Origin of the sequence: Thermodesulfomicrobium sp. WS (assembly GCF_027925145.1) — a bacterium.
In the GTDB taxonomy this organism is placed as follows: domain Bacteria; phylum Desulfobacterota; class Desulfovibrionia; order Desulfovibrionales; family Desulfomicrobiaceae; genus Thermodesulfomicrobium.
This window is the reverse complement of record NZ_AP027130.1, coordinates 2,175,001-2,201,559: the sequence shown is the minus strand read 5'-3', so window position 1 is coordinate 2,201,559 and position 26,559 is coordinate 2,175,001. Positions and strand designations below refer to the sequence as shown.

Below are 26,559 nucleotides of genomic sequence, written 5' to 3'. Positions count from 1 at the left end.
AACGCATCAGCTCCGCCGCGTGAGATCCATGAGCGCCTTCACGGTTTCATCGAAGCGCGCCCGCTCGTGGGTGCCCTGCCTAAGGAAGCCACGTATGGCCTCGATCTTCGCAATGGCCTCGTCGGCAAGGGGATCGGCGCCTTTTTGGTACTCACCGATACGGACGAGAAGCTCTACCTCCTGGTACTTGGCGAGGAGTTCCCGGAGGCGGGAGGCCGCCGCCTTGTGCTCCTTCGAGACCACGGCGCCCATGACGCGGCTTGTGCTGGCGAGGACGTCAATGGCGGGATAGTGGTTGGCTGCGGCAAGGGCCCGGCTCAGGATGATGTGGCCGTCCAGAATGGATCGCGTCTCATCCGCTATGGGCTCCGTCATGTCGTCGCCCTCCACAAGCACGGTGTACAGGGCTGTAATGGAGCCCTTGTCGGAATAACCCGCCCGCTCCATGAGTTTTGGGAGGGTAGCGAAGACCGAGGGAGGAAAGCCCCGGCGCGTGGGGGGCTCTCCGGCGGCAAGACCGATCTCGCGCTGGGCTCGGGCAAAGCGCGTCACCGAATCCATGAGAAGGAGGACGCGCTTTCCCTGATCGCGGAAGTATTCGGCGATGGCCGTTGCCACGTACGCTGCCTTGAGTCGCTCCATGGAAGGACGGTCCGAGGTGGAGACCACCACCACCGAGCGGGCAAGACCGTCCTCTCCCAGGTCCTTTTCCATGAACTCCCGCACCTCGCGGCCCCGCTCGCCGATGAGGGCCAAGACCGTTACGTCCACCTCGGCACCTTTGGCGAGCATGGCAAGGAGGGTGCTCTTTCCGCCGCCCGCCGCGGCGAAGATGCCCATGCGCTGGCCGATGCCGCAGGTGATGAGGCCGTCGAGGGCGCGGATGCCGAGGGGGAGAGGTTCGCTGATGATCTGCCGCGTGAGAGGATTGGGGGGATCGGCGTACACAGGGTAGAAATCCTCAGGAACGAGCGGGCCTCGCGTCGCCTCATCGAGGGGGCGGCCGCTCCCATCGAGAACCCTCCCGAGGAGCGACGGTCCTACGGGCACCATGAGGGATTTGCCCGTCACCACCACCTCCGTGTGGGGTGAGAGGCCGTAGATGTCGCCAAGGGGCGTGAGGAGCGCCATCTGTTTCGAGAAGCCCACCACCTCCGCCTGCACCCCGTGGCCGGAGCCGGGGTCCCGAAGGAGGCAGATCTCTCCGATGTGCACCTCAGGAACCAGCGCCTTCACGATGGTTCCCACGATCTCGACGACGCGCCCCTTGGTTTCGATGATCTGTGTTTCGGTGAGTGCTTGCCGGAAAAGCCCTGAAACATCGAGCATGTTCTCTCCTCATGTTCCCCCGAGGCAAAGCCAAAAGATTTCTCCCTCAGGGCACGGCATGCCGTACTCTCAGCATAACCGAAGAGATTCCCGGAACGGCCGCCTGAGCGCAGGCCAACTGCCTGTTTCGTATCGAGCCTGCACCTGCCAGTTGGGTATTTCCGCGGGAGCCGCAATTTTTATTCTCCCCGAGCTCTCTGTTTTCGTATCCCGAAGGCGACCCCCCCTCCCGCCATGTCTCATGGAAAAGTCTGCGGCTACCGCCGTTCTCACCTTTGTCTGATGCGGGCACGCCGTGCTTCTGAGGCAAGCTCGGATTGCCATTACGTTGTCTTTCGGATGGTCTTCATGAGAGCGTTCCTGATGGCTGCAAGCTGGACTTCAACGCTCGCATCTACAATGCCCATGCCGCTCTCGAGGATGCAGCTCTGCGGCGAGAGACGCCCATCGGCGACGACCTCGATGAACTCAATCCCTGGGAACTGCCGGAGCAAGGCGTCCACCTCAGCCTGTACGGCTTCGAGATCCTGCGGAGCGACCTTCACCACGACCTGTTTTTGGCTCCGCACCACGGCGAGAGCGTTCCGGACGATGCGGACGATCCGCTCTCTCTCGCCAAGCTCGCCGATCACCCGCCGAACCGCCGTCACCACGAGTTCACAGAGCATCTCCTCGGAAGAGGCCATATAGTCCACGGTGCGCTGGACGGTCTCGAGCATCTTCTCCGCCATCTTCTGTTTGCCCTCTCGAAGCCCGTCCCGGTAGCCTTTCTCGCGCATGGACTTGGCGGCTTCCTGCGCCTCCGCCCGGATCCGTTCCGCTTCTCGTGCGGCCGCATCAAGGAGCGCCGAGGCCTCCGTCATCTCCGCATACTCCGCCGCCTTGATCACCTTTTTCCCCGGCACCAGGCCGATGGAGCCGCCTTTGATAAGGATCGCGCTCCTCATCGTTCGCCTCCTTCCCGTTTGATCACCCGTCGTACGAGGATGAAAGCCCGATCCTTCCTAAGAGCGGACGGCTCGACACCTTCCCAGAGAGCACCGACCGATGGGGAGAGCTTCAGCCGAAGCCGAAGAGAGCTTCCCCTTTCCACCGATCCCAGAGCGCTCTTAAACATTGCCATCCCCTCTTCGATGCACCTCTGAGGAAACACATCGAGTTCCTCCGGTAATTTGTCGTGCAGCGCCACCCAGGGAGGGAAGAACGATGCTTCTTTCAGGGCGAAGCGATAGTTTGCCTGGCCGAGGGTGGAGAGGAGCTTCCGCACCCGCTCTCCTCGGATCTCCCGCGCCGTTGCCTTCCCATACGTAGCGAGGCCGACGAGGAAAAAAAGCCGTTCCAGGAAAGCGCCATCCGGAAGGAGGAACTGCGCCTCCGGTCTCCTGAAATCCTCTAAGGGATCGTCTTCCAGCCCCTCCCGGCGGAGAACGAGGCGGCAAAAAGCCTTTTCGTAGCGCCGGCTTCGCTCTCCCAGGCGACGAACCAGCGGAAGGCTCTCCCCGAAGTGTTCCTCCAGCTTTGCCTTATGAGCGGACCGTAAGGGAAAAAGGTGCCACGTGACGATTTGGCCGAACAGCCGGGCGTCACGCTTGAGAATCTGGGCGAGAGCGGAACCGTTCATGATCGGATCCTAGAGCTGTGAAGGAAGAGAGGCATCGGAAGTGTGGCGGGGAGGACGCTTCTTTAGTACAAGGAAGGCGATCCCTCCTCCCAGGCCCAGGCCTATGAGGAGCGCCGCTCCTCCCGTCGCCGCCGGAAGCCATGGCGGCATCCTGGATGGAGGGGAAAGGGGGCGTTCTCTCGTTGAGGATCCGAACATTTGGGACTCCACGAGCACCACGGCCACACGATCATAGGTAAGGCCCTCGATGCTGTGAGCGACGAGGGCCTTGATGCGTGGTGTGAGCAAGGCGAGGTCGGCATCGGGACGATGTTTGATGAAGATCGAGGCGGCGGAGGGAAGGGTCTTTTCGTTCAACGGATTGTTCTCCGGGAGGACGATATGGACGCGGGCTGCCACCACGCCGTCAATCTGGGTGATGGTTTGGGCGATCTCCTGGGAGAGGGCGTAGATGAAGCGTACCCGTTCTTCCATGGGCGAGGAGACCATGCCTTCCCGTTTGAAGATCTCGCCCATGGTTTTGAATTTGGGCCTCGGGTAGCCGTAGTCTTGGAGGAGGGCAAGGGAAGACGCAACCATTTTCTCATCCACCATGAGAGCGAAGGTCTGTTCCTGGCCAGGCGCCTTCTCGCAGGCAATGCCCTGTTGGAGAAGGAGGCTCATCATTTCATTGACTTCATCTTCTCCAAGTCCACTGTACAGCTGTGTCTTGCATCCGGTTGTAAGGAGCGACAATGCCAAGAGAAAAAAGAGCATTACCGAGCGCCAAGCAGGATGGCAGCGTTTTGAATATGGCTGTTCCATTATTTATCCCTGATTTTTGAGGAGAGTGGAAACCCCCTCATTGCCTTTTTCCACCACCTTTGTGGAGAGCTCCAACTCCACGGTCGCTTGCTGGAGCTTCCATTGAAGTCCGAGGAGCTCCGCTGGTGAGACTTCCTTTCCTCCTAATGGCCCGCTCAAAGCAGCATCTATATTGCTGAGGTGACTGTGGAACGACTCCCTCTGGGCGTCGAGAGATTGCAGTATCCGGTCTCCTGGCGATGATACTTGGTCTGAGGAATACGAAGGCGTTGGAGAGGGGATATTCTCTGTTGGGGGGTCTGCAAGGGCGGCTTCGAAGTGGTGCACGTCCTGCTCGTCTGGGGTCTTCTCCGGCGCCATCTGAGACGTACTTGCCTCTTGGATGCCCTGTTCCATCACCTGTTTCGTTTGGAGGGATTCAATCATTTTTCCTCCCCTGCGGCGCGCTCCTGATTTACATCTCGCTGAGAATGGTGCTGACGAGACGTGCGGCGGTTGTGTTTTTCTCCGTTGCGGTTACCTTTTTTGCAATGTGTTCGCTTTCATGATTCTTCCCAGAAAGCTTCAAAGCAAGAGCCAGAAAGGCACGGAGCAAATCACTCTCCGGATGAAGCGGAAGCGCTTCATCGCGGAGCATCTGTACAGCCTCGTCGTGCCTCTCCGCCATGATCCGTATCAGGGCAAGCCCGATGTACGGTTCTTCGGCATTGGGTCTCATACTGAGAAGGCCCTGCAAGATTTTTTCTGCGTCATCCTTCCAGCCATACACCCCAGCGGCAATTCCTGCCTCCATCAACACTTTTACCAATCGACTTTCGAACTCCATAGTCCCTCCGTCGTCGTATGCCCTCGTTTCAGGGGTGGAGGATTGACCAGAGTCGGCCGATGACCTCTCGGGCCCGGTCCATGGCCTCCTCGGCACGCTGAAAACGGGAAAATTCCTCAGGAGGAAGTCCTGCATCCATATGCCGCCTCACTCGTGCCCGCCAGTCTTCGAGATACATCTCCAGTTCTTTTTTGGCCACGCCGTGGTCATCCTCCAGGAGTTTCTTTTCAACATCCAGAAATAGTTCTTCTTTCGCATTCATCAGGGCATCTCCTTTCTCGGGGAACCTAGCGTATGTTCTGGATCACTTCCTTTGTCGCGTCCTTCAACACGTTCATCATATTGGTCGAAAGACTCGTCGCCATGGTCCACTTTTGGACGAGCATTTGGAGCTTCATCTGGTCCTGGGTGCTGTTGGGGTCCATGTTCTCCATGTGGGTCTGGAGATTGCTCTCGGCATTCCCCACAAAGGTTGACATCTTGCTATACAGGTTGTCCAGCGAGATTCCCATTGTTCATTCTCCTTCCCATCTTTTGTTTTGTTACTTCGTTAGGGATTCCTTGTCCTTCGCCGCATCGAGCGTTGGTAGTTGTGCCAAAAGAGACGGTGCTCTGCCTCCTACCATGTATGCTGCATGACAATACTCGGCTGTACGGCGATGGTCTGGCGGGGCTCTTGTCCACGCCGCAGCACGATTTTATCCTTTTTGATGGATTCAATGACATAGCCATCTCCCACTTCTTCTCCCTCCTTTATTCGGCGTCCCGAGGTAGTGACGACAAACCGGCGGGAGCCCAGCATTATCGCTTCGATCTGGAACGAGGGCGGAAGTATTGGGGCCACCTCCACCTGTACTTCTTTTAGGATGCCAGGGCCATAGAGTGCTGTGAAGCGTTCCACCAGACTTCGATACGCGTCTTCGTGCACGGGGGGGACAACCCCGCTGACGAAGACGGCGCGATCTGTCCGTTTCGTTTGGAGCCCATCTAGGTGCTGTTCTGCAAGAAGTTTTCTGAGATCCTCCTCGGCTTCTTCGATCGTTCGAATATGCCATTGGATGGGGAGGTCATCCACGGGCAGGTCACGTCGCAAGAGATGCCGGAGTTGCTCGAGATCTCGGTTGTTCGGAAGGTATCCCGAAACATGGACAACTCCTTCTTCATCCAACCTTGTCTCGCCCCCGAACGCTGTCGTTCCGGCAAGGAGGGTTGTCACTACATCCCGCACCTCCTGTGCCGTCACCGCCTGGAGACGTACTGGATGTCCCCATGCGGCCAGGAGTTTCCGTAAATGCGAGCGCCGCGCCTCTGACGGAACCACGCCTGCGACCACAAAAACTCCCTCTGGTCCGGCATCGAGGCGAAGCGAAGCATACCCCTCAGCGGTGAGCAGATTTCGGAGGCTCTGTATGTCAGGGGTGGCTCCAGCCCGGGAAGAAGCAGCGTCTTCCTGCAACGCCAGCTTGCTGCGCCCAAGGTGAAATGTAGCTAGGCAGAGGGCTGCCACGACGGGTATTGCAATGGTCATGAACATTGCGCCCTTTCTCCAAGGGCCGTTTCGTCCCCCTGTCTTCGGCGGCTCGCCTACGCCAACCCCCTCGGAAATATCCTCTCCAAGAGACTTTGGCCGATGCTCCGTTGGCGTTTCTTCTGCAAGCAAAGGAGGGAGTTCGGGATCCTCCCATGGTTCTCCCTCACGGAGAAAGCTCACGATGGTTGTTCCCAGACGGTAGAGGGTCCCTGTCGCCACCGAAACGGTCTCGCCGCTCTCAAACCGCCTCTCGCCATTCCACACCGTCCCTTCCAGGGGCATCATGGACAGAGAGCCGTCCCTCACCTCAATGCGGCAGTGCTGTGCCTTGATACCAGCATCGTTAAGCACGAAATCGCAGGATGCGTCGGAACCCACGAGGTGCGTCCCCGTATCCAGCGCCACCTCTGCCCCCCCGTGCGGCCCGTTCAAGATCTTTAAGAGAAACGCCATGCTTTACTCCCCGGGAGCAGGCGCATCCATCATCGCGGTTCCTTGCCCACGGAACCTGATCACCATGACCGTTATATCATCAGCTTGCGGAGTCTCACCTGCAAAGGCCTCGATTTCTTTCACCACAAGTCCCACCGTCTCCAGGGGAGAACGTGTCTCATTTTTTGCGAGGAGGCATTGCAGTCTATGGCTAGAGAAGAGTTCGCCTGGTGCATTGACCGCCTCTGTCACGCCATCCGTGTAGAAAAGAAGGGCATCGTCCGCCTTCAAAGTGAGCGTGTTCTCCCGGTATTGGAACCTCCCTTGCACGCCCAGTGCCAAGCCTTTTGTGGAAAGAAGCGGCTGGGGATCCTCGCCAGGGCGCAGGAGGTAGGGAGGATTATGGCCGCCATTGGCATAAGTGAAGAGACCAGTGCGGCAATCGAGCATCCCGAGGAAGATGGTGACGAACATGAGGGAAGGGTTGTCTGCGCTGAGATCTCGATTCACCACATCGAGTACCGCTCCAGGGGAGGAAGCACCTTCCGCCTTTGCCTTGAGAAGGGTCCTCGTGACCGCCATGAAGAGAGACGCCGGTACACCTTTCCCCGATACATCTCCGATGACGACCCAAAAGTGATCTTTGTCCGTGAAGAAAAAGTCGTAGAAATCCCCGCCCACTTCCCGTGCCGGCTGGAGTCGGGCGTAGATGTCGAACTCCTTCCGTTCGGGAAAGGGAGGGAAGACCTTGGGGAGGATCCCCATCTGGATTTCCCGGGCGATGGTGAGTTCGCTTTCGATGCGTTCCTTTTCAGAGATGGTCTGGGCAAGTTCCTTGATATAATGCTTGAGGGACTTTTGCATGTGGGCAAAGGAAGTGGCGAGACGGGCGATTTCATCCCGCGAGGAGATGACGGGAAGCGGCGCGTCGAGGTCTCCCTCGGCGATGCGCTCAACGGAGCGCGTGAGCCCCAAAAGAGGTCGGGTAATGGATCTCCCGATGAGGACGGTCACCACCAGGAGGAGGAGCATCCCCCCTACACCGAGCACCACCACCATGTGGCTGAGTTTCGAAAGGTCTCCCAGGAGCTCGCTCTTTGGCAGAACTATCCCCAAAGACCATCCCGCCAGAGGAAAGGGATGAAAGACGATCCAACTGTCGGCACCGTTCGTCCAATCCTGCAACGCCCCATTGCCCTTTTCTCCCCGGATCATTCGTTTGCCGATGTCCCGGAGCGCAGCATCGTTCCTCGCCTCGGCGACGGAGAAGATGGACTCGTTCATGATGAGGCGTTCATCAGGATGGGAAATGAAGGTGCCGTTTCGGCTTATGATGAAGATGTAGCCGGTTTTCCCAATGGTGATGGAGGAGAGGATCTCTCGGAGCCACGTGAGAGAGACATCGGCCGTAACCACACCGGCAAAGACTTTCTCCCCCTTCACTTGGCGATAGAAAGGCACGGAGTATGTCGTCATGAGGCACTCGCCGCCCCCTACGTCGAAGTAGGGCTCCGACCACTGGGGTTTCCCCATCTCTTTAGGGATGATGTACCAATCGGAGACGGTGTAGTCGTACGTGAGGTACCGGAAGTGCAGTCCCTGTTCGCCTCGATACCAGTACGGCGCAGAGAATGTCCCGGCTGTGATTGATGGGTCATTTGCCAGGGTCATTCCATAAATTTCACCATTGTGGTCTACTATTCTGCGGATCATCTCGTGTGCTTCCTCATCCACCGTTTTTTCTGCCAACTCTGCGGCGGCGTTCATGGCCACTTTCTCTAAACCGTAGAGGATAAGTTCAATCCTTTTCACCGTGGCAAGGGCAAGATGGGCAGCGTCTCTTTGGATCAAATCCTTTATGATATTCCGAGAATAGAAGTAATTTACCAGGAAAATTCCTGTGAACAGCAATCCACAACTGAAAAGTATCGCTATAATGAATTTAAATTGAATGCTTCTATCGTACTTTTTCATCTTCTTTCTTTCCGCGATATAGTTCATTGTATGAAGGAATGTAATTAATTATATCAAGTTGTTGCAATGTTCTCGCAACGTTTTCATAGGCATTCGCCTTCAGCACTCCCATTTCTCCGTCACCATGGGAAGGAAGGATGATGTCCCGCATTCGGTCGAGCATCCACCGCTGATGCACGCGGCTTGCAGGCACGTGCACCCGCAGGAGGTTCGCCATGATCACATCGAGTGTCTCTTCGGGGTGGGCGAAGGCGTACAGCCATCCCTCCAGGGAGGCCGCCACAAAGGCCCGCCATACCTCCGGATTTTCTTCGAACGTTTTCTCCAGAACATAGATGCCGTCTTCGGGGAAGTCGAATCCCATGTCCCGGAACGGGAAAGTCGTGAGTTCTTCAGGGTCTAGCCCTGAGAGCAAGATTTTATAATATTCATTATACCACATGGCTGATGTCACGTCGACCAGCCCCTGGAGAAAGAGATTCACCGAGAAACCTTGGGGGAGCGCTTTGACGGTAAGATGGTGCTTTTTGAAAAGCGCCTGCGCCGGTACCGAGAACACTCCGCCCCAGAGGCTCACGCGCTTTCCTTGTAACGCTTTGATCCCCCCGGTGTCCATCGAGGCCTTTCTCCCCACCAGCATGAGGGCCGAATGCTGAACAATCTGGGCGAGATTGACGAGTGGCACTCCATGGCTGCGCAGAAAGATCCCCTGGGCAAGCCAGAGTGTGGCGGCGTCGACGCGACCCTCGGTGAGGAACGCATCCGGCGGCTTGTCCGGCCCGCCATCGAGGATGGTGACATGAAGGCCGTAGCGATCGTAGATTCCGGTATGGAGTGCCATATAATAGCCTGCGAATTGAGCCTGCGGCACCCATTGAGGAAGAAAAGTGATCTCAGCACTCCAAGTAGTACCGGTAAATAGTGTGAGAAAAAGTCCAAAGAGCCATCCATATCGCATGGCTTAAATCCACATAGTTAACGATTATTCTCTTTTTGAAAGACTATAGTGAAGATATTGAATCCATTTTCTCGTCTGTATGACATATCATCCGCAATCTTGCGGATGAGGAAGACGCCCAATCCCCCAATGGGTCTCTCCTTCACATCATTAGAGAGATTCGGTTCAGGTACGGAGAGGGGATCGAAAGGACGTCCTTGGTCCCTGAGCTCAATGGTGATTGCGCCATCCTTCTCCCAACACCGAACCTCCACCTCGCCGCCTTTTTCCTCATAGGCGTGGTTGACGATATTCAAGAGAGCTTCTTCCAGGATCAGTATGAGTTTGTGGACCCTTGCGGGAGGGAAGGCCAAATCATGAGCGAATCGCTCCATTATCTCAAGGAATGTGCCGAGGCGTTCGAGCTCTGCGGGAAGCGTGAGTTGGATCATTTTTTACCCTTGTATCGGTCTACGGTTTTTTGGACACGTTTTTTGTTCATCAAGCTGCGACGTTTACGGCCTCTTTCTGGATGGCCCGCACCGCTGCTGGAGTCTTGTAGCCGTGACGCCCAATGATCCATTCCCGGTTGTACGTGTCCTTGAACTCCAAAAGAGCCAGGCGGAGTTCCTCCACCGTGTCGAACCGCCGAATCCAGAGCAGGTTCTCCTTCAGGGTTCGAACGAACCGCTCCGCGATCCCGTTGCCTTGGGGCTCTCTGACGAAGGACGGCGAACTCTGAATACCCAGAAAGGAAATCTCCTCTTGAAACACGCTGGAAACGTACTGGCTGCCGTTGTCATGCCGCAGAGTCAGGCCTTCAGCCACCGCAGGGCCAAAGGCACCAAAGCTGTGGCGTACACCCTGGCGAATGGGCTCCAGGGCTTCAAAACGCGTCCCGCACTTGGCGGCATGAATGCCGACACATTCCAAAGAACAGTGGTCCACCGCCAGGAAGATCGATGCGTTACCCTCCCGCACAGTCATCGTCGTGGTCATGTCCGTGCCCCACATCGCATCCACCCGCTCTGTCTTGATCGTCCCATCATGCGCCTTGGGGCCGCGAGGCCGGCCAGGGTTTCGCACTGCAAGCAGGTTGTTCTCCCGCATGAGACGAAGCGTCCGCCGAGGCGAAGTCCTGATTCCATCGAAGCGCAATCTGGCCCACACTTTTCGGTACCCTTCGCCAGTGAAAGGAGAACTCTGGATGCAGGCGGCTATGTGGTCGAGCAATTCGTCGTCGCTATGGAATCCGACAGGCCCTCTGCGGCCGGGCGCGCTCTTCTGAGCCGAAGCCTTGCGCGCGTAATGCGTCGATCTGGGGATGCCCCAAACACGGCACACCATCGCCAGTCCGTACTTCTGACCTGTGGAGGGCGAGGAGGACTGGCTCATTTCCTCGACCTCCGCCACCCCAAAGGGTCCTTTGCCTCCAGGAGCCGAATCTTCTCGCGGAGCAGTTCGATCTCCATGGTCTGCTCGCCGATCTTCTCATTGAGGCGCTTGTATTCGGCTTCCTCGGCCGGAGAGCGTTTCTTGAGACTCTCCGCGCCACCGGCCAGAAAGGTATCTCTCCATTGTGAGATCTTGGCCGCCGTCACTCCGAGTTCGCGACTGAGCGTCTCGATGTCCTCGCCACGCAGAAGCCGAAGGACGGCATCGGTCTTGTGCTGTGCCCAGAATCGCTTGGGAGCCGCCTTCGTCTCCCCGGTTCCAGTCGGCCTACGGCCTCCCTCTACCGGGGAGACGGCCGACATTCCCTTGTCGTTTTCTTTGCTCATGAATCACCTCGTGGGGAGTCTCTCTCATCCCAATTCGGTGTCCAAGAAAACCCTATACCAGAGGACCCTCTTTGACTGGGGTGAAAAACGTAGTAGCAAGATTTTTTTAAAAATTCTCTCCATGAAATACTTTGCAATTTGCATTTGTTTATACTATATCCAAAAAAAAGCAAATATAATTTTCAAAAGATATAACTTATGGTGCAGGATATGGGGAAGGGTTTGTCGGTTCAAGCAAGAAAAATACCATCTAGTCTCCTTCGTGAGCTCATTCGTCTCGCCCGCGACCTCTCTTTGGGAAAGCGGCCGGATCCCCAGCCGCTTTTTGAACTCACCAAGGAGGGCCTCTATCCCCCGCAGATTTCCGCCCTCGCCGAATCCTTCGGGATGATGATCATCAAGGTGGAGGCGCGGGAGTTCAAGCTCCGCCAGACCATTGAGCGCCTCCAGCAGAGCAATCGGGAGCTGGAGGCTGCAAAGGCCCTTCTTCAGCAGCAGAACCGCTCCCTCAAGCAGAACCTTCGGCAGCGCTTCGCTCCGCAGCAGATCATCGGCCATACCCCTGTCATGCAGCATCTCATCACCTCCATCGAAAAAATCGCCGACACCCCCCTCAATGTGCTCATCGAAGGCGAGACAGGGACAGGCAAGGAGGTGGTCGCCAAGGCCATTCACTACAACAGCGCGAGGGCCGAGTTCCCCTTCGTGGCCTTGAACTGCGCCGCCCTTCCGGAGAGCCTCCTGGAAAGTGAGCTCTTTGGCATCGAGAAGGGCGTGGCCACAGGGGTAAGTCAGCGCGTGGGACGGATCGAGCAAGCCCACCGGGGGACGCTCTTCCTCGACGAGATCGGCGATATGCCGCTCTCGAGTCAGGTAAAACTTTTGCGGGTGCTGGAGCAGCGGGAGGTGGAGCGGATTGGAGGGCGCCACCCTGTAGGGGTAGACGTGCGGGTGGTGGCCGCTACCAACAAAAACCTCGAGGGGGAGGTGGAAGCGGGACGTTTTCGCGCTGATCTCTACTACCGTCTGAACGTCGTCAAATTCCGCCTTCCGCCTCTTCGGGAGCGGCGGGAGGACATCCCGCTCCTCGTGAACTTCTTCGCCGACGCCTGCTGCCTCGTCATGAGGAAGCGGCGCGTCTCCTTCTCGGACGACGCCCTTCGGCTCCTTATGGCCTACGACTGGCCGGGAAACGTCCGGGAGCTCCGAAATGAAGTGGAGCGATGCGTGGCGCTTGCGGCGTCGTCTACCATCCAGACGGATGAGCTGAGCGAGGAGATACGGCGGACGCTCCTTTCCACTCTGGTCGAGGTCCCCCCTGTGGGAGCTTCCGCGGTGTCCTGCAACCTGGAGGCCATTGAGCGGGAGGCCATCGCCCGGGCCCTCGCCTACGCCAATGGGAACAAATCCGAGGCTGCCCGCCTCCTTGGAATCAGCCGGGAAGGGCTCCGGCGCAAACTTCTCCGCTCTCGGCCCTCTTCCAAACGGTAGGGGTGGTCCCGTTTTTGCTGCATCTCCCCTCGGGACATGCCACAAGGAGAAGGGAGGAAAAAGATGGTAGAGCGTATCGTCACGGAGGGGCGTCTTCCCGGCGACATCCCCAAAGGGGACGTGGGAGAGAGCCTTCCAAAGGAAGGGGTCTTCGAGGGGCGGCAGGTGACAGTGGTGGCAGATGCCCTCTCCCTCATCGCCGACGCCGCGGAAGAGCTTACCTTCGAGGCGGCGGAGACGGTGGAAAAGAAGGTGGAGGAGCGGCGCGTGGAGAAGGAGCGGCCGTCGGAACTTATCCAAAAGATCGCCAAACTCCAGGCCATGGTGCCCGACCTCGACAAGGACAAGCTCGCGACTTGGCTTCGGCGCATAGGCCAGAACCCTCCCATGTCCTCTCGCGAACTCATGGATTCCCTCCGGGAGGTCTTCAAAGAGGTCAGCCACCAACACCTGGCCTTGGAACTTCTGGAGGAGTCCTCCGGAGAAAACGCCGAACTCCAGGCTCTTGCGCGTGAAGCAAAGGCGGCACTGGAAGCGCAATCCGGCCCCTCCATCCGGGCGGGACGCAACGTCTCCACCGCCGCCAGCGAGTATGCTTCGCGAGGATTGGGGGAAACGGGAGAGCTCCGTGATTTCTACCGCGAAACGGTGCTCCGCTACGAAGGAGCGACGGAAACCTTCCGGGCGGTGGCGGAGCGCTTCCCCGGCCAGTCGCTTCCCGAGGCCGTGGCCTTCCTCATCCGTGCTGTGGGAAACGATCTCCACGCTCGCGGTCCCAGCATAGAGCCGGAGGAACTCCGGGCGATCCTAAACGACCTCTACCATCTGGAATCGCTGGCAAACCTCCACCAGAGCTGCGAACAGCTCCTCCAGAGGACGCGGCGGGGCTTCGGCATCGCCTCCACCCTGGATCCCAGGGAGCTCCTTGGTGAGTTCCTTACCCTCAAGGACAAACAGTGGATTTCCGAATCCGATGTGCTCGCCGTGGTGAAGAAAACCGGCATCGAAGACCCATCGGCGCGCATCTACTTCCTCCAGGGGTTTCTCGATTTCGTGCGTCAGGCGCCGCTAAAGCTTTTTCCAAATAGTGAAGGCCGCCTGATGCTCATCACCAAAATGCAAGAAGCGCTGGATCGCTGCATCGAGGAGGAAGCATGAGCTGGGTACGTGACGCCATCCGTTCTTTGGGAATGCACCTCGGCATCGATGGGCTTGATTTTAACCATCGCGGCGTCTGCATGCTCCGGGAGGAACAGGACACGACGATAGCCATTGAGGATCGCGGGGAAATGGTGCTCGTCTATGTGTCCCGTCCAGCAACGTATCTTTCGGAAGCAGCCATGGAGAAGGCTCTGCGCACAACGCATTACCGCTTCACCAGAGCGATTCCCCTCGGTGTTTGTCTTCCCAAAGGAGAGATTGCCTTTTTTGCATATCTCGAGCGGTCCAGTATAACACATCAGACAGTTATTAGTAGCATTGAGATGCTCCGTCATCTCCTCGATACTTGTATGGATAGGAGGTAAATGTGCAGGTCCATGTTTCCCAACAAAACGGCGTCTTCATCATCGCCCTCTTAGGGCGCCTCGACGCCATGACCGCATCCGACTGCGAGAAAGCCCTTGATGAGGTTTTGGGAGGGGGTGTCACCCTGCTCCTCCTTGACCTCGAAGCCGTCGAGTATGTGAGCAGCGCCGGACTCCGCGTCATCCTGAAAGCGGCGAAGGCGCTCTATGATACCGGTCGGCTTGCTCTCGCACGCCCCCAGGAAGGCGTCCGGGAGGTGCTGGAGATGACCGGCTTCGGCGAGATCATGCCCATCCACGACTCGGTGGAGGAGGCCCTGGCCGAGCTGCAAAACCCTCATTAAGCGGAGGAAGACCGTGAAGATCAGTCCTTTGGATCGAGGTATTGAAGAAATCCAATGGCAGAACGAGGGGGAACGTGCTCTTCTCGATACCCCGTCCCTCGTGCCGGGGGATGCGCCCATCGAGAGTCCTCTCGATGAGATCCTCGCTCTCCCGGGATTTTCCGACCGAATCGCAGAGTCTCTGGTGCCGCAGATCACCCACCGCCACATCCTCCAGCCCGCCGCCTTCCAGAGCCTCACCCAGCACCTCCCTGTCCGCATGCAGGCCGTGGCCGAGGGAGCGGAGACGCCGCAGCTCAAGAGGACATTCCTCGCGGCGGTGGATGTTCTGGAAGAGCAGCGGCAAAATACGGAGATTTTGAACGCCTACCGAAAACTTCTCCTCAAGGGTTAGGCATCATGCAACCTGTGCTGACCCAAGAGGAGACGGAGTATCTGAAGGTGGTTGCCTATACCCTGCTTCGGTATGGCAAATGGGAGAAGGCCTGGGCACTCTACGAGGCGCTCGAAGCATTGGTGCCCGAAGATCCCCAGATGGCCAAGGGGCTCGCCTTGGCGGGCGTGCAGACTGGTAGGTTTGCCCAGGCGCTCGCGAGGGTCGAAAGGTGGCTCCGCGAGGCGTCGTCTGCAGAAGAGGGGAAGGCGGCTCGGATTCTTCGGGCGCGGATCCTCTGGGCAATGGGGCGCCGTGACGAGGCGAGAGAGAGCCTTGCTATGGAGAAGGAGCCATAGATGAAGTGGGACGTCACCATCCTCCAGCGCACGGCTTCCCAGGTCACGCGTTTTGCCGATCTGGCCCTCGCCGCCCTGGTCATCGGGATCATCGGCCTCATGATCCTTCCCATCCCGCCTTTCCTCCTCGACACCCTGCTGGCCACCAACCTCTGCATCTCGGCGGCGCTCCTCCTCGTCGCCATGTACATCCCCTCGGCTCTGCACCTCTCCACCTTTCCCTCGCTCCTCCTCTTTACCACGCTCTTCCGTCTGGCCTTGAATATCACGACGACGCGGCTCATCCTCCTCAAGGCCCACGCCGGCGACATCATCTATACCTTCGGGCATTTCGTCGTGGCGGGGAACTACGTCGTCGGCGGGGTCATTTTCCTCATTATCACCATCGTGCAGTTCCTCGTTATCACCAAGGGATCCGAGCGCGTCTCCGAGGTGGCCGCCCGCTTCACCCTTGACGCCATGCCCGGAAAGCAGATGAGCATTGACTCCGACATGCGTGCCGGCCTCATCGAGATTGACGAAGCCCGCAGGCGGCGTCGTGCTCTCGAGAGGGAGAGCCAGCTCTTTGGCGCCATGGACGGCGCCATGAAGTTCGTGAAGGGCGATGCCATTGCAGGCCTCATCATCACCGCCATCAACATCATCGGCGGGCTCATCATCGGCGTGCTCCAGAAGGGCATGCCCCTCATGAAGGCCGTTCAGACCTACTCCATCCTCACCATCGGCGATGGCCTCGTGAGCCAGATCCCGGCACTTCTCATCTCCATTACCTCCGGCGTCGTCGTAACGCGCGTCTCCTCCGACGAAGAGGAGGCGAACCTCGGGCGAGACATCGGCCAGCAGATGCTCTCCCAACCCAAGGCTCTCCTCATCGCCGGTGCCATGCTCCTGGGCTTTGCGCTCATCCCAGGCTTCCCCAAGCTCCAGTTCCTTGTGCTCGGCTGCGTCGTAGGAGGGATCGGCTACGGCCTTTATCTGCCGAAGAAGAAGCGGCCCGAGAAGGAGGCTACCTTTGCCGCACAGGTCACGCGGGCGAAGAAGAAGAAAGCCGAGACGCCACGGGCCGGGGATGAGTTCTCCATCACCGTACCGCTCCTTGTGGATATTGATGCCGAGGCGGAGGGCTTCCTCGATCCTGACGCCTTTAACCAGGAGCTTGCCCGCGTCCGCTCCGCCCTCTACCACGACCTCGGCGTACCCTTTCCCGGTGTGCACCTCCGCTTCAACGAGAACCTCGGCGGCGGCGCCTATGCCATCCTCATCCAGGAGATCCCTGTGGCAAACGGCAAGGTTCGCGCAGACGCCCTCCTCTTCCAGGAGAAAACCGATCTCCTCGAGACGCTCTCTCTTCCGTATGAAGCAGACGAACGCTTTCTTCCCACCTTCGAGACCGTCTGGGTTTCCCATCAATACCGTGAGGCACTCCAAAAGGCCGGCCTCCCCTTTCTGGAAGGCTCGCAGATTATCAGCTACCATCTTACCCTCGTCCTCCGAAAGTATGCCGGTGAGTTCATCGGTCTCCAGGAGACGAAAACGCTTCTGGACCGCATGGAGAAATCCTTCGGCGAGCTCGTGAAGGAGTGCTACCGCGTCGTGCCGCTCCAGAAGATGAGCGAGATCCTGAAACGCCTTGTCCAAGAGCAGATCTCCATTCGCGATCTTCGGACCATTCTTGAAGCGCTCGTGGAATGGGGGCCGAAGGAAAAGGACGTGGTGCTCCTCGTGGAGTATGTCCGCAGTAGCCTCCGGCGCCAGATCAGCTATAAATACAGTGGAGGCCGAAACGTTCTTGCCGTCTATCTCCTGGATCCGCAGGTGGAGGAGACCATACGGCAGTCTATCCGTCAGACCTCGGCGGGAAGTTATTTGGCCCTGGATCCGGCGAAGGCCAAGGCCATCGTGCAGAACGTGAAGAACGAGGTGGGAGACATCCGCGGCAAAACCTCCCGCCCTGTGCTCCTCACCTCCATGGATGTCCGACGCTATATGCGAAAACTCATTGAAACGGAGATGGAGGAGCTCCCCGTCCTCTCCTACCAGGAACTCACTCCAGACATCTCGCTCCAGCCGCTCGGGAGAATTCGTGCGGCATAAGGTGGCGCCACCGAGAGTGGCACCGCCAAAGATGTTGGCAACCGAACACGGAAGATGGGTGCTTCCGGAAGTGCTGATCATCATCGTGCTCGAGGGAGACCTGTCAAGGGCATGCAGATACACGGCGGCGTGACGGAAGGTTCCTCTTCTTGGGCGCCACCTGATTTGGGTGTTGCAGGAAAAGCCGTCTCTTCTCGGAAAAGGGGCACGGTTCCTGCTCATGACACGGTGTGCGACGAAGGATCCATAAGGAGAAGCGATGGACACGAAAGAGATGCTCCAAGAAGTCACCCGGCGGCTCGGGGTTGACGGCTTCGGGACGGGTGAAGGCGGCCGAAAGGAGCTTGTCTTCGATGATGAAGTGGTTGTCGTCTTTGATGATGAGGCACGGCGGGACGGGATCTGGATCTCCACCGAGATCGCCCCGTTGCCTAAGGAGCATCGGGAGGCCGTTTTCCGTCTCGTTCTTAGAGCGAATGCCGTTGCTGCTGATCGTCATGGTCCGGTGGCCACGCTGGAAGGCGATAGGATCGTGCTCCAGCAGTTTCTAAGCGACGCATCATGGACGCCTGAGTCGGTCATGGAACGGCTGGAAGGCTTTCTCAATAGGGCGGAGAGTCTGAAAAACCGGCTCTCTGAGGGAGTGGAGCGGGGGCGCAGCCAGGGCGGTATGCCGGATGACCGTTTCTGGAATGGGATGTTGCGCCCCTGAGGGTGGAACCCATCGAAAGAACAGGGAGGAGAAACGTATGGAAGATGCAGTAAAGAAATCGTTGGAACTGGAAGCTCAGATGAAGGGGCTAGAGGAGGCTTTCCAGCAGGGGGTGCGGGAGAAGGAGCGGATGTTCGACGAGCTCGGTATCACACCGGAGCGTCTTGCCGCTTTCGAGAAAAAGCTCACTCCCGAGGACAAAGCCGCCATGGCGAAGATAGCCGGTGAGATGGAAGCGGAGCTTGAACGGGCTGCCGCGGCACCTTCCCCGGCCGCCAAGTCGGCGCCCAAGGTGAAGGGAATGCGAGTGTAGGAACAACAGGGAACGTGCTTTCTTACGCAGATAAGGAGAGACGACAATGGCAAATACGATTGGATCTGTGTCAGGCACGTCGGTCCAAGCGCTCTCTCGGGACGATATCCTCTCCATGCCCGTGGATGTTGCGGCCTTCTATCTGGCAGTCCAGCAGACGGACAGCCTGGATAAGCAGATTAAGGACAAGATGCTGGAGATCCAAAACAAGCAAGCCGATATTGCCCAAGCACGAGAATACCTCGCCAAGATGAAGGAGCTTGCGAGCAACGCAAAGGATAAGAAAGATGCCTCATGGCCCTCAGGCATGAAAGAATGGCTCAATGCACACGGGGTCTCGTATAACGGAGGAACAAATGAAAGCGATTGGAACGTCAACATCGAGCACTTAAACGCCTATATTCAAAACAGTAATAGCTCAGTGGAACTCGACATGCTGAGCATCCAGAGCCTCATGAACAAGCGCAATCAGTCCCTGGAGATGGCCTCCACCATCATGAAGAAGTCCACCGACTCGAAGGAATCCATCCTTCGGAACATCTAACACGTCGTCATCGTGGCGGCGAGGGCGAGGAAAGAGAAAGAAAGGAGGAAAGACCATGTCAGAGACCACCATTGGTAGCGTCACCACCACGTCAGTGCTCTCGCTGTCTCGGGACGATATCCTCTCCATGCCCGTGGATGTTGCAGCCTTCTATCTGGCAATCCAGCAGACGGACAGCCTGGATAAGCAGATTAAGGACAAGATGCTGGGGATCCAAAACAAGCAAGCCGATATTGCCCAGGCACGAGAATACCTCGCCAAGATGAAGGAGCTTCAAGCCAATGCCAAAGACAAAAAAGGTGATTGTCCGTGGGACAAGAAAGCGAGTATGATGCCCCAGGAAATGGCCGATTGGCTGGACGCCCACGGTGTTGCCTACGATCGAAGGGGAAATGACCTCGCGCACAACGAAAAAGAGTGGGATGTCAACATCGAACACTTAAACGCCTATATTCAAAACAGTAATAGTTCAGTGGAGCTCGATATGCTGAGCATCCAAAGCCTCATGAACAAGCGCAATCAGTCTCTGGAGATGGCCTCCACCATCATGAAGAAATCCACCGACTCGAAGGAGTCCATCCTTCGGAACATTTAACGAAAAGGTTTGGTTGAACACGACTCGGTGGCCTTGCGCCAGGCCGCCTCAAAATCGAGAGGAGGAACCCATGAGTGAGATGATACCGGTTCAGGAGCTCACCCAAGAACAGCTCCAGGATATCGTTGCTGCCGTCGTGAAGGGCGAGACCACGCTCCAGGAGGTCAAGGGCTTCTCCGATGAGCAGATGGAGGCCATCTACAGCGTGGCGTACAATCTCTACCAGGCCGGGAAGTACGGGGACGCCGTCCAGGTTTTTAGCTGGCTTGGGATGTTCAACCCCTTCGTGAGCAAGTACTGGCTGGGGTTGGGAGCATCGCTTCAGATGGCGAAAGACTTTGAGAAGGCCCTGAACGCCTATGCCGTTGCCTCCGTCACTTCGTCTCCGAAAGACCCTGTGCCGCATCTCCACGCCGCTGAATGCTACCTGGGTATGGGAAACATCGGGGAGGCTATGAAGGCTCTGCAGATGGCCGTGGATTTCAGCACGGGCAAGCCGGAACACCGGAAGACTTTCCAGAAGGCCCAGGCCTTCCTGGAGATCCTGACGGCGCAAGGGGAAGAAAAGTAGCCGCAGCAAGGAAAAAGCTGGTGCGGAGTTGGTGCATAGGCGGGCTCACGGTGTCGCCTGCGGGGAACGGTTTGGGGGTGATGGGCGATGCCGATTTCCGGCCATCAACATAAAAGGAGGAACCATCATGGGTGAAATGAGCATCACCTTTCGTGACCCATCCCAGTTCCAAACCGCTCTCAAGGACATTACGGAAACGCAGCGGTATGGAGCGGTCAAGTCCCTTACCGTGGAAGATGGCGTGTTTCGGTTTGAGACCGATGATGGCACGGTAACGCTAACGCCGGATTTGCCGCCGCCTGGTGAAAACACGGATCCCCAAGGGGCTCACGACGTCCTTGGAAGCCAGGTGGATACGCTCTTCGAGCTTATGGCCGCCCTCACGAAAGTCCTCAAGGAAATGCGGGCCGCCAACCGTGCGTCCCGGGAGGTGGAACACCAAGCACAGATGAACGAACTCCTTGAGGCGGCGGGGAAGATCCGAGAAGCCGGAATGAAAGCCCTCGTGGGGGCCATTGTGGGTTTCGCCGTCTCTGTGGCCATGGCCGCCATCTCCATCGGAGTGTCCATTAAATCGGCCAAAGCTGAACTCGGCAAGATGAACGCCGCCGGCAAATTGGGCGAAGCGGAGAAGGCGGTTCAGCAGGCGCAGGCAAAGCTCACCGAAGCCCAGAAAGGTCTCCAGCAGGCACGGCAGGCCACCAGCCTCACCGAGGGCATCAGAGGAACGGCCAAGGGTATGGAGCAAGTCTCCCAGGCAAAAGCGGGACTCCAACAGGCCCAGGCGGCTCAGGTAAGCGCCCAGCAAGCCATGAAGGCAGCCTCTCTCTCTGCTGGTGGTTGGGCTGGAGCAGCGCAGGCAACTCCTCAGATCGGCCAGGGTGTAAGCCAGATGGTGAGCGGCATCGGCCAGTACGAGGCATCAAAATCTCAGGAAGAGCAGAAGATCCATGAGACCAAGGCCGAAGAGCACTCCTTCCAGGCACAGAAGGACAGCGAACAGATCCAGGCTCTCCAGGAGCTCATCCAGAGCGTGCTCGATAAGCTGAAAGCCATCATGGAGCTCCAGATGCAGGCGGTAGATCATGTCTCACGGGTATGAGGAAGGAGAGGGCCATGGGCAAAGAGATCATGTCGCGGATCATTGAAGAGTTCGGCAAGGGGTTCGGCATTCCCGATGCTCGCCTCGGTGACTACGGAAGCTGGAGTTTTCTGGCAGGTGACATCCTCGTCACCCTTCAAGCCGACGGGGACGGCACCGTGGAGTGCTTCTCCTTTCTCGGTGAAATCGAGCACCCCACGGAAGATCTCTATGAAACGCTTTTGGAAGCGGACTTTTTCTTCCGAGAAACGCACGGTGCCACCATCGGCGTGAGCAAGGCAACCCGCGTGGCCACCCTGGCCTACCGTATGCCTGTGGAAGGACTGGACGGGGGGAAGTTTCGGCAGGTCATGGAAAACTTTATCAACCTTGCAGCCCACTGGCAGGCACGCCTCGCCGGGGCGCAGGGGTTCAAAACGGCCGAGCCGGTTCTTCCTGGGGAAATGAAAGTATAAGGAGGGAGGGAGATGCCTACGACCGTAGATCAATTCCGATCTATCGCGCAAACGGGCGGCTATCTCCGCCACGAAGCCGGCGAAGACAGCCGTCTTCAGCGGTACGGCCGGGGCCTTTTCGGGAAGATTGTCGCCTGGTTCCGGGCAAAATTTCATCCCGGCACCGTGGCGGCGGAGAACCGGCAGGTCATGCAGTCTTTCGTGACGGCGCTTAGGGACTGTTACGGCGAATACAGCACGACGTTGGCAAAGGATCTTGATCTCTCCGGCGCCACCCCCCTTTCGGCCCGGACTGTACGCAGTCTTATCCAAGCGGGGGAAAAGCATCGGAGCCAGATCGCCGGCTATAATAAACTCATTCAGGAACAGTTCAGTGTGTCGAACTTGTTCGGCCGAAGGGATTTCGGGAAGGTGTGGTACGATATCGTCGCCGAAAAGGGCATCCGGCAAGGCTTTTCCGTGGAAGATTTCCACCATGAGCGTCTCTCCCTCAGTATCGCTGCCAAGATCAAATGGGCATCCGAACAAGGCACGCGTATGGTTTCAGAGGGTGAGGCGGAACACATCGCGCGAAGGGAAGTGGAGCAGTTCATCACGAGGAAGCAGGCGCTTTTGGAGCACATCGGCACCATGGGGCTCAACGAACGGCAGCAGGCCGTCCTTACCGAGTTGGTAAAAAAAAATGAGGACATCACCTCGCAGGAACAGCTCGATGCCATCTGGCAAACCCATGAGGCGGCCACAGCGTTCATCAACCGCCTGCGGCAGGATCCACCGCCATCCAGGCTCGAGGTACTCGAAACCTTCCATACCCTCTCTACCGTTTGTTATGAACATACGAAGCCGCTCGCGGAGCTGGCCAAAAAGCAAAGCCAAGAGTTCGGCGGCGATAATCTCATGGCAATGCGCGAGTATGTCATCCAATTGGGCATGGGGCTTGCCGGCATACAAAGAGACGATGCGGCGCGCATCTTCCATCTCCTCTCCTCCGATGCCGTCAAGGAGATGCAGAAGGTATTGGTCAGCTTTCTCTCCGGTGAATTCATGCCTTCCCCATCCGAAGAGATACAGTCCACGAATCTGAACTTGTTGCGAGAAGTCACTCTCATTATAGCGGGGAAGCGCATTGGAAAAAGCGAGGAAGACATCCAGAGGGCCCTCACGGTGTCCGAGGCTCCAACGCACATGCGCGACATTCCTGGTGATCTCTTCGATGCGCTCAAATCTTTGGGCTTTGATCTCTACAGAGCCGACGATCCTCTCAGTGGCATCCTGCAATCGGAGAGAGGATTCGAGGATTTCGTCACCTTCAGCGAAAAGAAGCAGGCGGAGGAGAATCCGCTTTTTTGGAAGGCAGTGGAGAATTTTCGGGGCATCACCGATGAAGAAAAGAAACAGGAAGCTGCCCGTGCCATTGTGGATGATTTCATCAAACCTGGTGGGCCGCATGAGATCAATATTGACGGTGCGGAGCGCCAGGCAATCCTCGATGCCGTGGCGGAAAACCGTCTGGATGGAGTTTTCGACAGGGCCCAGGACCATATTCTTACCCTCATGGAGCAGAACTTTCACCAAGACTTTGCCCAATGGTTCGCTGGGCAGCAATAAGCCGAAGGGGGATACATGATGGCATCGCAACCGATAACCTCACTTTTCCAGGATTTTGGAAAGAACATCGGCATTGAGGGGCTTGCCTTGGATGACCACGGCTATTGCTGTCTCTTCTTCGATGAGCTGGGGGTAAACCTGGAGGTGGACGAAGCGAGCAACCAGCTCTTTCTCTACGCCAACATCGGAGATCTCCCTCCACGGGGCGAGCGACTCGCCCTCTACGAGCTCCTCCTCGACGGCAATTCCTTCTTCCAGGGAACCGATGGTGGCACGCTGGGCGTGGACACGGAGACGGGACTTGCGGCGCTCGTCACGACCCTTCCCGTGGCAGGGCTCGATGTGAACGGCCTTGAAGGGGCGCTCCAGCGCTTCGTGGAGCTCGTCCGAGATTGGCAAGAACGATGCAGGAAGGTCATGGAAGCGCCCCATGTTCGAGAAGAGCCTCCGGGCGCTTCGGAGGGCATTCGGGTGTAGGGCGCCGCACCCTGCGGGCTGCGGAACGAACGAGACCGAAAGGTGGCTGTGGAGTCCGGCGGAAGAGATCCGCAAACACGCCGGAACGCCGAGGCACCGGCGGGAGGGAAAAATGAGGGAAAACGAAAACAAGGAGGGCAGCCATGGTTGATCCCATCACGACACCGAGTGTCACCACCCCGGTGGTGACGGAAACGCCCGAGGATACGCCGAGCATCTCGGAGACGACGAAGAAGCTCCTTACCATCTTGAGTGAACAGCCCGCGGGGGGAACAGGAGAGGCCGATACGGTGGGCGGCAAGCCGGAGCTTGTCCCGCCAAGCAGCAACGCCCTCGAGATGGCGGAGATGCTCGCCAGTCTCAAGGCGAAGATCAACGAGGCCATGACGGGCATTGCCAAGGAAAACATTGAGAAGAACCGGGAGGACCAACTCCAGAAATCCCAGGAGCGCATCCAGCAGATCAAAGAAGCTGCAGAGGCGATGGATCGGGCGAAGACCTGGGGCGTCCTCGGTAAAGTTTTCGGATGGCTCATCCCCGCTCTCATGGTCGTCGCCGGGGCGGCTCTCGCCATTGCCGGCGGCGTCATGCTTGCGACAGGAGTGGGTGCCGTTGCCGGGGTGGCGTGCCTCAGCATCGGAGCATCCCTCATTGCCGGCGGGATAGTGGGGCTTGTGGCCCAGACCCTTCAAGAGACCGGCGCAGCCCAAAAGATCATGGACTGGATGGCCGAGCAATTCCAAAACATGGGGATGGGCGAAGAAGCGGCCAAATGGGTGGCCTTCGCCATCTACCAAGCGGTGATCATTACCATCATGATTGCGGCGAGCGTCGGGGCCGGAGCCATTGCCGGCTTCGGGGCCGGAGTCATTGCCGGCGCGGTGGGCGGTGGAGCGTCAGCGGCAGGAGGAGCGGCCAGTGCTGGCGCATCGGCGGCGAGTGCCGGCGCATCGGCGGCGGCCAGTGCTGGCGCATCGGCGGCGAGTGCCGGCGCATCGGCGGCGGCGAGCACCGTTTCCACGGTAACGACCAACACGGTGAAGGTGGCTGTAGCCGTGCTCCAGGCACTTTTGAGCGTGGCCCAAGCGGGGATCGGAGTGGGTAAGGCCGTCAATGAATACGATGCCGCGGGCCACGAAGCCCAAGCTGCGGAGATCAACGCCATGCTGAAAAAGCTCCAGCAGAAGCTCGAGGAGCAGGAGGATCAGCTGAGGGAGATCATGGATTCCTGGCAGCAGGGCATGGACATCGTCATGAACGTCATTGATACCCAGGGGAGCATGGCCAAGATGGCTATGCAGGTATAACCACAGAGGGAGGCAGTGCCTCCCTTGCTGGTAAGGAGCAATATCCATGGATGTGAGGGAAAACGCTCAGCGCGTGGTGGACTACATTGGAAAAGCCGTGGGGATCGAAGGGCTCAGGTTCGATGAGAACGGCACCGCATCCTTTGTCATCGAGGATGAGATCATCTGTACTTTCTTTGTGGACGAAGACGAAGAGGTGCTCGTGGTGGCCCTCTACCTCGGTCGGATTGACCGATCCAATACCGAGCTTCTCTACGAAATGCTCTGTGGCAACTATATGGGCGCCTACACCGGTGGCGGTGCCATGGGCATTGACGACGAAGAGGACCTCGTGGCCATCCACCGTGTCTTTCCCCTTCCCATCGAGGAGCCGGCGTGGATTGAGGAGCCGCTTGCAAGTCTCATCGGTGCCGCCCGCTACTGGCGGGGTAAGATGCGTGACGCTGCTACGGGGAGAGAGGAAGGGCTCGCCATTCCCGACAACCACATTATCCGTGGGTAGGCGGACCTTGCCTTGAAACGTGGCCATCGGGCATGAGCATGGAGCGGATCTGTTCGCCGCGGTTGCCGTGCACGGGGGGTGCGCCGAACAAGGAATCGCCGTGTCGAACATGGCACAAGTGCTGCTTGCGAGCGGATCGAGGGACGGAGCCGTTCGGGAGCTCCGCCCCAGCAAAGGCACAACAAAGGGAGGCTTTTTATGCCGAACGGTGTAGGCATCGATCAATCGAGATTCCAGGGGACCATGGGGCTCGGTGAGCAAGCTCCCGGGATCCAACAAGAAGGGGGTGCTCCCGGGATTCAACCGCCTCGGGTGCACGAAGTGCAACAACAAGCCCTCCGGGTGATTCCTCAGCAACCGCTGAGGGGACTCGCTGTCAGTACCATCCCCCAGTCCTACCAGCGGGCCGTTGAGGCGTGGCAACACACCAAGCGACCGCAAGACCTCGCCCCGCGAACCCTGGGGGTTGTCATGCCGGGGACGCAGCGGAGCGTCCAGATTGATGGCCGGATGATGGAGGCGGAACTCCGTGCCCTTCCACGGAGCCAGCGGGAGCAGATGCTTCGGGAGATGCCCCGCATCCTTCAGGAACGCATCAACCATGGATTTGAGATCTATAGCGGCGTCCAAAACGGCACCATCCATGGGCCCGCCCGGCCTGAAGACATCCGGGATCTCATGACTTTTCTCACGGCAAAGGCCATGGAGAGGGGGGACGGTTTCAGTGAAGGCGCCTTCAATATCGAAGACCCGGGACACCGCCTCAAGCACTTCCTCGACTCCTGCCCGGAAGGGTACAACCGGGCATCCTCCCACATTGACGGCTTCCAAGCGGGGCAAGGGGGCGGACATCGCGGCATTGACCTTGGCCTCCCCTACGGGAAGCACACCCTCCTCTACGGCGCCATGAACAAGGGCATGCTGGGGCTTGGGGAGGACCGGCTGTTCCTC

At 58.1% G+C, this 26,559-nt stretch carries 31 protein-coding genes and 1 pseudogene (1 of these 32 only partly in view); 19 read left to right on the top strand and 13 right to left on the bottom strand.

The features are described from left to right. Positions 1–6: 6 nt before the first annotated feature. The 13 genes and pseudogenes from sctN to QMF81_RS10515 all read right to left on the bottom strand — a co-directional run. Entirely contained in the window at positions 7–1,329 is a 1,323-nt protein-coding gene (gene sctN / locus QMF81_RS10575; RefSeq protein WP_281750768.1) for a type III secretion system ATPase SctN, read from the bottom strand. Between the two features lie 323 nt (positions 1,330–1,652). Next, on the bottom strand, positions 1,653–2,276 hold the full coding sequence (locus QMF81_RS10570; RefSeq protein ID WP_281750767.1) for an HrpE/YscL family type III secretion apparatus protein: 624 nt from the start codon (positions 2,274–2,276) through the stop codon (positions 1,653–1,655). Next, complete coding sequence (locus tag QMF81_RS10565) at positions 2,273–2,950, bottom strand: SctK family type III secretion system sorting platform protein (protein WP_281750766.1); 678 nt, start codon at positions 2,948–2,950, stop codon at positions 2,273–2,275. Before QMF81_RS10565 ends, QMF81_RS10570 begins: the two co-directional genes overlap by 4 nt. Before the next feature lie 9 nt (positions 2,951–2,959). After that, complete coding sequence (sctJ, locus tag QMF81_RS10560; protein WP_281750765.1) at positions 2,960–3,706, bottom strand: type III secretion inner membrane ring lipoprotein SctJ; 747 nt, start codon at positions 3,704–3,706, stop codon at positions 2,960–2,962. 51 nt (positions 3,707–3,757) lie between these two features. Further along, on the bottom strand, positions 3,758–4,180 hold the full coding sequence (locus tag QMF81_RS10555) for an EscI/YscI/HrpB family type III secretion system inner rod protein (protein ID WP_281750764.1): 423 nt from the start codon (positions 4,178–4,180) through the stop codon (positions 3,758–3,760). Positions 4,181–4,208: 28 nt separating this feature from the next. Beyond that, positions 4,209–4,580 (bottom strand): HrpB1 family type III secretion system apparatus protein, encoded by a 372-nt coding sequence (locus tag QMF81_RS10550; protein WP_281750763.1) that lies wholly within the window; start codon positions 4,578–4,580, stop codon positions 4,209–4,211. Positions 4,581–4,608: 28 nt separating this feature from the next. Continuing rightward, complete coding sequence (locus tag QMF81_RS10545; RefSeq protein WP_281750762.1) at positions 4,609–4,842, bottom strand: EscE/YscE/SsaE family type III secretion system needle protein co-chaperone; 234 nt, start codon at positions 4,840–4,842, stop codon at positions 4,609–4,611. Positions 4,843–4,867: 25 nt separating this feature from the next. Continuing rightward, on the bottom strand, positions 4,868–5,092 hold the full coding sequence (locus QMF81_RS10540) for an EscF/YscF/HrpA family type III secretion system needle major subunit (RefSeq protein ID WP_281750761.1): 225 nt from the start codon (positions 5,090–5,092) through the stop codon (positions 4,868–4,870). A 107-nt stretch (positions 5,093–5,199) separates the two neighbouring features. Continuing rightward, on the bottom strand, positions 5,200–6,564 hold the full coding sequence (gene sctD / locus QMF81_RS10535; protein ID WP_281750760.1) for a type III secretion system inner membrane ring subunit SctD: 1,365 nt from the start codon (positions 6,562–6,564) through the stop codon (positions 5,200–5,202). Between the two features lie 3 nt (positions 6,565–6,567). After that, positions 6,568–8,517 (bottom strand): SpoIIE family protein phosphatase, encoded by a 1,950-nt coding sequence (locus QMF81_RS10530; RefSeq protein ID WP_281750759.1) that lies wholly within the window; start codon positions 8,515–8,517, stop codon positions 6,568–6,570. Then, positions 8,501–9,475 carry an ABC transporter substrate-binding protein gene (locus QMF81_RS10525; protein WP_281750758.1) on the bottom strand — a complete coding sequence of 325 codons (975 nt, stop codon included), beginning with the start codon at positions 9,473–9,475 and terminating at the stop codon, positions 8,501–8,503. The genes QMF81_RS10530 and QMF81_RS10525 overlap by 17 nt, the downstream gene beginning before the upstream one ends. A gap of 17 nt (positions 9,476–9,492) precedes the next feature. Beyond that, entirely contained in the window at positions 9,493–9,906 is a 414-nt protein-coding gene (locus tag QMF81_RS10520; protein ID WP_281750757.1) for an ATP-binding protein, read from the bottom strand. A 49-nt stretch (positions 9,907–9,955) separates the two neighbouring features. Next, positions 9,956–11,127, bottom strand: a pseudogene (locus QMF81_RS10515) (IS3 family transposase); the annotation flags it as partial. A 402-nt stretch (positions 11,128–11,529) separates the two neighbouring features. Between QMF81_RS10515 and QMF81_RS10510 the strand changes: the two are divergent. The 19 genes from QMF81_RS10510 to QMF81_RS10420 form a co-directional block, all read left to right on the top strand. Further along, positions 11,530–12,726 (top strand): sigma-54 dependent transcriptional regulator, encoded by a 1,197-nt coding sequence (locus QMF81_RS10510; protein ID WP_281750756.1) that lies wholly within the window; start codon positions 11,530–11,532, stop codon positions 12,724–12,726. Positions 12,727–12,789: 63 nt separating this feature from the next. Beyond that, positions 12,790–13,884, top strand: coding sequence for a type III secretion system gatekeeper subunit SctW (gene sctW, locus QMF81_RS10505; protein WP_281750755.1), 1,095 nt, complete (start codon positions 12,790–12,792; stop codon positions 13,882–13,884). Further along, the gene (locus QMF81_RS10500) at positions 13,881–14,252 is read left to right on the top strand and encodes a hypothetical protein (RefSeq protein ID WP_281750754.1); all 372 of its coding nucleotides are present in this window, start codon (positions 13,881–13,883) and stop codon (positions 14,250–14,252) included. Before sctW ends, QMF81_RS10500 begins: the two co-directional genes overlap by 4 nt. Positions 14,253–14,254: 2 nt before the next feature. Further along, positions 14,255–14,596 carry an STAS domain-containing protein gene (locus QMF81_RS10495; protein WP_281750753.1) on the top strand — a complete coding sequence of 114 codons (342 nt, stop codon included), beginning with the start codon at positions 14,255–14,257 and terminating at the stop codon, positions 14,594–14,596. A gap of 13 nt (positions 14,597–14,609) precedes the next feature. Further along, positions 14,610–14,990, top strand: a complete 381-nt coding sequence (locus QMF81_RS10490; protein ID WP_281750752.1) for a hypothetical protein — start codon at positions 14,610–14,612, stop codon at positions 14,988–14,990. 5 nt (positions 14,991–14,995) lie between these two features. Beyond that, positions 14,996–15,328 carry a hypothetical protein gene (locus QMF81_RS10485; protein ID WP_281750751.1) on the top strand — a complete coding sequence of 111 codons (333 nt, stop codon included), beginning with the start codon at positions 14,996–14,998 and terminating at the stop codon, positions 15,326–15,328. Further along, on the top strand, positions 15,329–17,422 hold the full coding sequence (gene sctV, locus QMF81_RS10480) for a type III secretion system export apparatus subunit SctV (RefSeq protein WP_281750750.1): 2,094 nt from the start codon (positions 15,329–15,331) through the stop codon (positions 17,420–17,422). Between the two features lie 259 nt (positions 17,423–17,681). Continuing rightward, positions 17,682–18,134 carry a type III secretion system chaperone gene (locus QMF81_RS10475; RefSeq protein ID WP_281750749.1) on the top strand — a complete coding sequence of 151 codons (453 nt, stop codon included), beginning with the start codon at positions 17,682–17,684 and terminating at the stop codon, positions 18,132–18,134. A gap of 37 nt (positions 18,135–18,171) precedes the next feature. Continuing rightward, positions 18,172–18,447, top strand: a complete 276-nt coding sequence (locus tag QMF81_RS10470) for a hypothetical protein (RefSeq protein ID WP_281750748.1) — start codon at positions 18,172–18,174, stop codon at positions 18,445–18,447. A gap of 46 nt (positions 18,448–18,493) precedes the next feature. Continuing rightward, positions 18,494–18,991 carry a hypothetical protein gene (locus tag QMF81_RS10465; RefSeq protein ID WP_281750747.1) on the top strand — a complete coding sequence of 166 codons (498 nt, stop codon included), beginning with the start codon at positions 18,494–18,496 and terminating at the stop codon, positions 18,989–18,991. A 55-nt stretch (positions 18,992–19,046) separates the two neighbouring features. Next, on the top strand, positions 19,047–19,586 hold the full coding sequence (locus tag QMF81_RS10460; RefSeq protein WP_281750746.1) for a hypothetical protein: 540 nt from the start codon (positions 19,047–19,049) through the stop codon (positions 19,584–19,586). A 70-nt stretch (positions 19,587–19,656) separates the two neighbouring features. Next, positions 19,657–20,157 carry a SycD/LcrH family type III secretion system chaperone gene (locus QMF81_RS10455; RefSeq protein ID WP_281750745.1) on the top strand — a complete coding sequence of 167 codons (501 nt, stop codon included), beginning with the start codon at positions 19,657–19,659 and terminating at the stop codon, positions 20,155–20,157. A 127-nt stretch (positions 20,158–20,284) separates the two neighbouring features. Then, positions 20,285–21,259 (top strand): type III secretion system translocon subunit SctB, encoded by a 975-nt coding sequence (gene sctB / locus QMF81_RS10450; RefSeq protein ID WP_281750744.1) that lies wholly within the window; start codon positions 20,285–20,287, stop codon positions 21,257–21,259. Between the two features lie 14 nt (positions 21,260–21,273). Next, positions 21,274–21,714 (top strand): type III secretion system chaperone, encoded by a 441-nt coding sequence (locus QMF81_RS10445; RefSeq protein WP_281750743.1) that lies wholly within the window; start codon positions 21,274–21,276, stop codon positions 21,712–21,714. A 12-nt stretch (positions 21,715–21,726) separates the two neighbouring features. Next, on the top strand, positions 21,727–23,322 hold the full coding sequence (locus tag QMF81_RS10440; protein ID WP_281750742.1) for a regulator of G-protein signaling domain-containing protein: 1,596 nt from the start codon (positions 21,727–21,729) through the stop codon (positions 23,320–23,322). Positions 23,323–23,337: 15 nt separating this feature from the next. After that, positions 23,338–23,799 carry a type III secretion system chaperone gene (locus tag QMF81_RS10435; RefSeq protein ID WP_281750741.1) on the top strand — a complete coding sequence of 154 codons (462 nt, stop codon included), beginning with the start codon at positions 23,338–23,340 and terminating at the stop codon, positions 23,797–23,799. A gap of 143 nt (positions 23,800–23,942) precedes the next feature. Next, positions 23,943–25,106: a type III secretion system translocon subunit SctE gene (gene sctE / locus QMF81_RS10430; RefSeq protein ID WP_281750740.1), complete on the top strand. Its 1,164-nt coding sequence runs from the start codon at positions 23,943–23,945 to the stop codon at positions 25,104–25,106. Between the two features lie 46 nt (positions 25,107–25,152). After that, positions 25,153–25,608, top strand: a complete 456-nt coding sequence (locus tag QMF81_RS10425) for a type III secretion system chaperone (RefSeq protein WP_281750739.1) — start codon at positions 25,153–25,155, stop codon at positions 25,606–25,608. Positions 25,609–26,286: 678 nt separating this feature from the next. After that, positions 26,287–26,559, top strand: partial view of a hypothetical protein gene (locus QMF81_RS10420; protein WP_281750738.1) — the 5' portion only. Its footprint extends 1,743 nt past the window's final position; 273 of the gene's 2,016 nt are visible here — the first part of the coding sequence; the start codon lies at positions 26,287–26,289; its stop codon lies beyond the right edge, outside the window.

Excerpts from the sequence above, each read along its gene's own strand:
- sctN (WP_281750768.1), bottom strand. The coding sequence starts at position 1,329 with ATGCTCGATGTTTCAGGGCTTTTCCGGCAAGCACTCACCGAAACACAG.
- QMF81_RS10570 (WP_281750767.1), bottom strand. The coding sequence starts at position 2,276 with ATGAGGAGCGCGATCCTTATCAAAGGCGGCTCCATCGGCCTGGTGCCG.
- QMF81_RS10565 (WP_281750766.1), bottom strand. The coding sequence starts at position 2,950 with ATGAACGGTTCCGCTCTCGCCCAGATTCTCAAGCGTGACGCCCGGCTG.
- sctJ (WP_281750765.1), bottom strand. The coding sequence starts at position 3,706 with ATGCTCTTTTTTCTCTTGGCATTGTCGCTCCTTACAACCGGATGCAAG.
- QMF81_RS10555 (WP_281750764.1), bottom strand. The coding sequence starts at position 4,180 with ATGATTGAATCCCTCCAAACGAAACAGGTGATGGAACAGGGCATCCAA.
- QMF81_RS10550 (WP_281750763.1), bottom strand. The coding sequence starts at position 4,580 with ATGGAGTTCGAAAGTCGATTGGTAAAAGTGTTGATGGAGGCAGGAATT.
- QMF81_RS10545 (WP_281750762.1), bottom strand. The coding sequence starts at position 4,842 with ATGAATGCGAAAGAAGAACTATTTCTGGATGTTGAAAAGAAACTCCTG.
- QMF81_RS10540 (WP_281750761.1), bottom strand. The coding sequence starts at position 5,092 with ATGGGAATCTCGCTGGACAACCTGTATAGCAAGATGTCAACCTTTGTG.
- sctD (WP_281750760.1), bottom strand. The coding sequence starts at position 6,564 with ATGGCGTTTCTCTTAAAGATCTTGAACGGGCCGCACGGGGGGGCAGAG.
- QMF81_RS10530 (WP_281750759.1), bottom strand. The coding sequence starts at position 8,517 with ATGAAAAAGTACGATAGAAGCATTCAATTTAAATTCATTATAGCGATA.
- QMF81_RS10525 (WP_281750758.1), bottom strand. The coding sequence starts at position 9,475 with ATGCGATATGGATGGCTCTTTGGACTTTTTCTCACACTATTTACCGGT.
- QMF81_RS10520 (WP_281750757.1), bottom strand. The coding sequence starts at position 9,906 with ATGATCCAACTCACGCTTCCCGCAGAGCTCGAACGCCTCGGCACATTC.
- sctW (WP_281750755.1), top strand. The coding sequence starts at position 12,790 with ATGGTAGAGCGTATCGTCACGGAGGGGCGTCTTCCCGGCGACATCCCC.
- QMF81_RS10500 (WP_281750754.1), top strand. The coding sequence starts at position 13,881 with ATGAGCTGGGTACGTGACGCCATCCGTTCTTTGGGAATGCACCTCGGC.
- QMF81_RS10485 (WP_281750751.1), top strand. The coding sequence starts at position 14,996 with ATGCAACCTGTGCTGACCCAAGAGGAGACGGAGTATCTGAAGGTGGTT.
- sctV (WP_281750750.1), top strand. The coding sequence starts at position 15,329 with ATGAAGTGGGACGTCACCATCCTCCAGCGCACGGCTTCCCAGGTCACG.
- QMF81_RS10475 (WP_281750749.1), top strand. The coding sequence starts at position 17,682 with ATGGACACGAAAGAGATGCTCCAAGAAGTCACCCGGCGGCTCGGGGTT.
- QMF81_RS10470 (WP_281750748.1), top strand. The coding sequence starts at position 18,172 with ATGGAAGATGCAGTAAAGAAATCGTTGGAACTGGAAGCTCAGATGAAG.
- QMF81_RS10465 (WP_281750747.1), top strand. The coding sequence starts at position 18,494 with ATGGCAAATACGATTGGATCTGTGTCAGGCACGTCGGTCCAAGCGCTC.
- QMF81_RS10460 (WP_281750746.1), top strand. The coding sequence starts at position 19,047 with ATGTCAGAGACCACCATTGGTAGCGTCACCACCACGTCAGTGCTCTCG.
- QMF81_RS10455 (WP_281750745.1), top strand. The coding sequence starts at position 19,657 with ATGAGTGAGATGATACCGGTTCAGGAGCTCACCCAAGAACAGCTCCAG.
- sctB (WP_281750744.1), top strand. The coding sequence starts at position 20,285 with ATGGGTGAAATGAGCATCACCTTTCGTGACCCATCCCAGTTCCAAACC.
- QMF81_RS10445 (WP_281750743.1), top strand. The coding sequence starts at position 21,274 with ATGGGCAAAGAGATCATGTCGCGGATCATTGAAGAGTTCGGCAAGGGG.
- QMF81_RS10440 (WP_281750742.1), top strand. The coding sequence starts at position 21,727 with ATGCCTACGACCGTAGATCAATTCCGATCTATCGCGCAAACGGGCGGC.
- QMF81_RS10435 (WP_281750741.1), top strand. The coding sequence starts at position 23,338 with ATGATGGCATCGCAACCGATAACCTCACTTTTCCAGGATTTTGGAAAG.
- sctE (WP_281750740.1), top strand. The coding sequence starts at position 23,943 with ATGGTTGATCCCATCACGACACCGAGTGTCACCACCCCGGTGGTGACG.
- QMF81_RS10425 (WP_281750739.1), top strand. The coding sequence starts at position 25,153 with ATGGATGTGAGGGAAAACGCTCAGCGCGTGGTGGACTACATTGGAAAA.